5 protein-coding genes are annotated in these 4,490 nt (G+C 30.2%); all 5 read left to right on the forward strand.

From position 1 onward, the window contains the following. The first annotated feature begins 132 nt into the window (after window positions 1-132). The 5 genes from Q0410_RS06660 (at window position 133) to Q0410_RS06680 (ending at window position 4,198) form a co-directional block, all read left to right on the forward strand. Entirely contained in the window at window positions 133-351 is a 219-nt protein-coding gene (locus Q0410_RS06660) for a hypothetical protein (RefSeq protein ID WP_299034627.1), read from the forward strand. Between the two features lie 72 nt (window positions 352-423). After that, a complete protein-coding gene (locus Q0410_RS06665; protein ID WP_299034630.1) occupies window positions 424-720 on the forward strand; it encodes a hypothetical protein in 297 nt (98 codons plus the stop codon). Between the two features lie 119 nt (window positions 721-839). Then, window positions 840-2,396: a hypothetical protein gene (locus Q0410_RS06670; protein ID WP_299034633.1), complete on the forward strand. Its 1,557-nt coding sequence runs from the start codon at window positions 840-842 to the stop codon at window positions 2,394-2,396. Then, on the forward strand, window positions 2,393-3,529 hold the full coding sequence (locus Q0410_RS06675; protein ID WP_299034636.1) for a hypothetical protein: 1,137 nt from the start codon (window positions 2,393-2,395) through the stop codon (window positions 3,527-3,529). Before Q0410_RS06670 ends, Q0410_RS06675 begins: the two co-directional genes overlap by 4 nt. Next, on the forward strand, window positions 3,530-4,198 hold the full coding sequence (locus tag Q0410_RS06680) for an ABC transporter ATP-binding protein (RefSeq protein ID WP_299034639.1): 669 nt from the start codon (window positions 3,530-3,532) through the stop codon (window positions 4,196-4,198). The last annotated feature ends 292 nt before the right edge of the window (window positions 4,199-4,490 follow it).

The following is a 4,490-nucleotide window of genomic DNA, read 5'->3' on the forward strand; positions in this document are numbered from 1 at the left end:
GAGCAAGTTGATAAAAATATTAATTTATATAACGAAATAGATTGTTTATTCAAATAATATGGTAGTAATACTGGTGTGGTTAGTATATGTGCTAGTTTTAGGAATATAATAAAAATATATAAAGGAAAAATTATGGATGATATAAGAAATTTAAATATTGTAGATCTTCAAAAATCATATTGCCCAGGGTGTCCTTCATGCGAAAAATATAACAATTGTTACTGTGATTTTTTAGGTTATCCAATAACAGCGTATGCAGTATCTGATTGGGCTAAAAGTGGATATAAAATAAAATCTTTGATAGATAGAAGCGCTGGTGAATCTGGAGTTATAACTCCATACAGAAGGTAGACCTTATACCTGCACTATAATGTAAACAAACCACACCTGTATTTCTATGAATAATTAATTTAGGAATTGGAAATGGATGATTTAAATATATACTATAAATATTATATAGAAGAAATTTTGATAATAATTAATGGTTTCACTAGTAGATATGGTAAAGTATTAACAATGGATGATATTAAATTACCACTAACTTGTTCTAGTATAGGGTTGTCTGGTAATGATTTATTTGAATTGTATCTAATACTTTGTAAATATTTATCAGTAGATATAAAATTAGAAGATTATTATGATTTCTACTCAATTGACAGAATAGCTCTAACAATAATAAGACAAAAAAGAGAGGGGATATGGATTTTAAAGATGAATTGAAGTTGGTTTTACGAAAGCCGTGGAAATTTATTATAATGCTTATTATTTCTACTATCATTTTATTTTCCTTTTTGCTTATGGTTTTTAATTTCCTTACTTCTAGGAATAATTTGGTTGGGATGAAGGATAATTATGCTCAAATTTCCACAATAGTTATGGCAAACCCTGGTATGGATGGGAAAACTTTGGAGTATAAAGATATAGACAAGGATTTGCTTGATGAGATTAATAAGTCTGATTCTGTTGATAAGGTGGAGATTAGAGATACTATGGCTGGTAGGATTGATGGAATTAATAATGCAAATATAATCTTTGGTGGTATGCCATCTAATGCCATAGCGATATTTAAGGGAGATATTGAGGAAGTAACAGACAGGCAAGACGTCGGCCCTGCAGAAGGTATAAATGCTATTGTCACAATAGATAAAATAATAGCGGCCAAGGATAGTTGGCTTAGGGAAGGCGAAAGTGTTAGCGTGTCTATTTATATGGGGAAGGATTCTCGAATTAAGCTTAATAATGGCGAGTCTTATGTTTTTATAGGTGCTGCCGAGCCTACAAGCCTTGGCTATATGAGAAAGTCTCTTCTTGTCAGTAGAATTAGCGAAAAATTGATGGCAGCCGAAGATAAGCCAGACAAACTTACATATTTTTATACAAAGGGTGTCCTAGAAGATGAAAAAGATTTGGATGAGGACTTTATTTCTTTTTTTAAAAATGAAATTGAGAATCAAGATGACCTCTATACTCTAAGACTTGTTTCTGATATGAACATGGCCTTGCCTGTGGCTAATGAAAATATGTTTTTACTTGAGGGTAGGTGGATAGATAACGATGATTATGGTAAAGATGTATGTTTGATATCTACCGATTTAGCAAAAAAGCACAATTATAAAATGGGAGATAAGGTTGATATTGAATTATCGGACAATATATACAGGAACGATAACGGTTATGTTTCTGCTTTCCCAAATCCTTTAGAAGAAGGAAAGTACGATTTTGAAGAAGCTAAGCCTTTTGAAATAGTAGGTATTTATGATTTTTCAAATCTCAATATAGAAAATAGTCCTATGCTTTTTTCTTTAAACGATATTTTTATCCCAAAATTTAAAGAAGAATTAAACACAAGTTTTGTTACTCCTCACAATTTATCTCTAAAAATTGGCGTGGATAATATAGGAAGCTTTGAAGAGAAACTAAAACCTAAAATCGAAGAAGCTGGCTATAGTGTAGTGTCTGCTGACAATAATTGGTCTAAGGTTGAGTCATCCTTCGACCTTATAAAAAAATCCATGGTAAAAAATCTTATATATGGATTTGCTATTGGTGTAGTCGGCATATTTATTCTAGTATTTGTAAATACTGCCTTAAATAAAAATGAATATGTTCTAAGAAGGATATTTGCAGGGGATAAAAATCATATAAATCAAAGTCTGAAGGTATCTTTGATCTTTGCACTTTGCATAGGTTTTGTAATAGCTTTTGGAACAATTTTGGGATTTGCTGATAAATTCATATCATCTTCTAAAAATGATATGACTTATATTTTTAATAATATTGACTATGTAATTTTACTACTTACAGGTCTGGTATTCGTAGTTTTAGCACTAATAATTAACCAAAAAAGAATAGGTAAACTAGAGAAAAAAGACATAGTGGAGCTTATGAAATCATGATTAAAACATTTTTAAGAAAACCTCTTTATCTTATTCTTTATACTATATTAATCTTGCTTGGATTTTTGGGACTATCTAAGATAAATGAAAATATTAAATCAGATAAAAATGAGTATAAGTATATCTATGAAAATACTGAAATCAAAGGTCAAGTAAAGGAAGCAACAAGTATTAGCGGAGAGGTGAGGTTAGATTATTATGATCTATATCCAATGTTTTTGCAAGAAGAAATACAAGAAATCTATACCAGAGCCTTTGCCAAAGGCTTTATGGATATAGAAAAAATTGTTAAACCTACCGATACCAATGAAGACGGTGGAGTAGATGTTTTTGCATCAAATAATGTTGGTAAGCTAATTGAAAGAAACTTCGTATCCTATGACGGAGATACTAAGCCAAAAAAAGGTGAAGCCTTAGTATCTAAGGATTTTGCAAAAAAATACGGTCTTAAAAAATCTGATAAATTTAGACTAAAAATGGCTATAGAAAGCAAAGAAGACATATACATGGATTTATTTGTAAAAGACTTTGTAAATCTAGAACAATCGGTCCTTGCCTTAGATTCTGTAATTGTAAATAATAATACTATGTTTGATGATAATCTCATGAAAAATAGTTTTTACAAAGAAGCTTATGGATCTTACCTAGGATTTCATTTTAAAATCAACCCAAAATATAACAATGACTATGAAAGAATCAAGGAAAAAATCGACAAAATTTTGGGGAAAAAATATCTTGCACCAACAAATGCCAAAGATTTTTATAATGTTATAAAACCTCTAGAAGAGAAAATTAAAGACGAGGAGAAGTTGCTTTTCATTACAAAAATAGCCTTAGTGATATTTTCATCGCTGGTACTATTTCTAAAGGTTAGAGATGAGCATAATTCTATACTTATTAGGAAAATTTTTGGAGAAAGTGAAGGAATGGTATTTGGATCTTATTTTTTAAGTTTAGGATTTTTAATACTTCTAATAAACAGCTTAAGTTTCATTTTTGTAAATGTACTAGCTTATATTTCCCCGAGAGATATTGTTATAAATTTGCTAGTAAACCTGATCGTAATAGCTATTTGCTTATTTTTAGTAACTTACAAAGATATTTTTATCCTATATCAGAAAACGGAGGATTAGATGAATAAATTAGAAATATCGAATATTGATTATGTATATAATAAATCAGATAAAATTATCTTGAGAGGCGTATCTGCAATTTTTCTAGAGGGGACTGTGTCATCAATAGTAGGAGAATCTGGGGCAGGAAAGTCTACACTTTTATATATAATTTCTGGATTTACCAAGGCAAAGGCTGGTAAAATTTCCTATAACGGCAAAGAAGTAGAAGATTTGAGGAATTATAGGAGAAATATTGTGTCGACTATTAGCCAGTCATATATGCTTTTTCCGACAAGAACAGTTTTGGAAAATGTAATGTATCCAATGCTTCTTGACAAAATCGATAAAAATGAGGCGAAAGATAAGGCAAAAGAATTATTGACATCTGTAGCAATTGACGATATCCACTTTGATAAACTACCCGAAAAATTATCTGGAGGAGAAAAGCAAAGAGTCGCTATAGCAAGGGCATTAGCTTCTAATTCAAAGATAATTGTAGCAGATGAGCCAACTGGAAATCTTGATGACAAAAATTCCGAAGAAATCTATTCGATATTCGATAGGCTTGCTAAAAAAGAAGGGAAAATCGTAATAATTGTAAGTCACGATAAAGACCTTGCAAAAAAAGCAGACTACCAATACGAGATGAAAGATGGTAAACTTCATTTACTAAAAAATATTAGATGATTTCTTTTGTAGATTGTAAAATAGATCTTTTTTAAGATCTAAATTAAAATTATATTCTTTTATATAAGAAATAGAGGGTATAAGTTTAGATTTTAGTATGGACTACTTAGGAAAAATAAATATAAATTAAAAGACCTTAGCTTTTTAAAATTGCTAAGGCCTTTGATTTTATTTTACTCAAAGTCAAATAAGTTTATGCCTATTTCATCGTTCATCTTTCTACCTATCCTGCCGTCAATTATATCTATGACCATTTCACAGGTTACGCTGATATTTGAACTGATAAGGTGGC

It is taken from the genome of uncultured Anaerococcus sp. (genome assembly GCF_937934665.1).
GTDB lineage: Bacteria > Bacillota > Clostridia > Tissierellales > Peptoniphilaceae > Anaerococcus.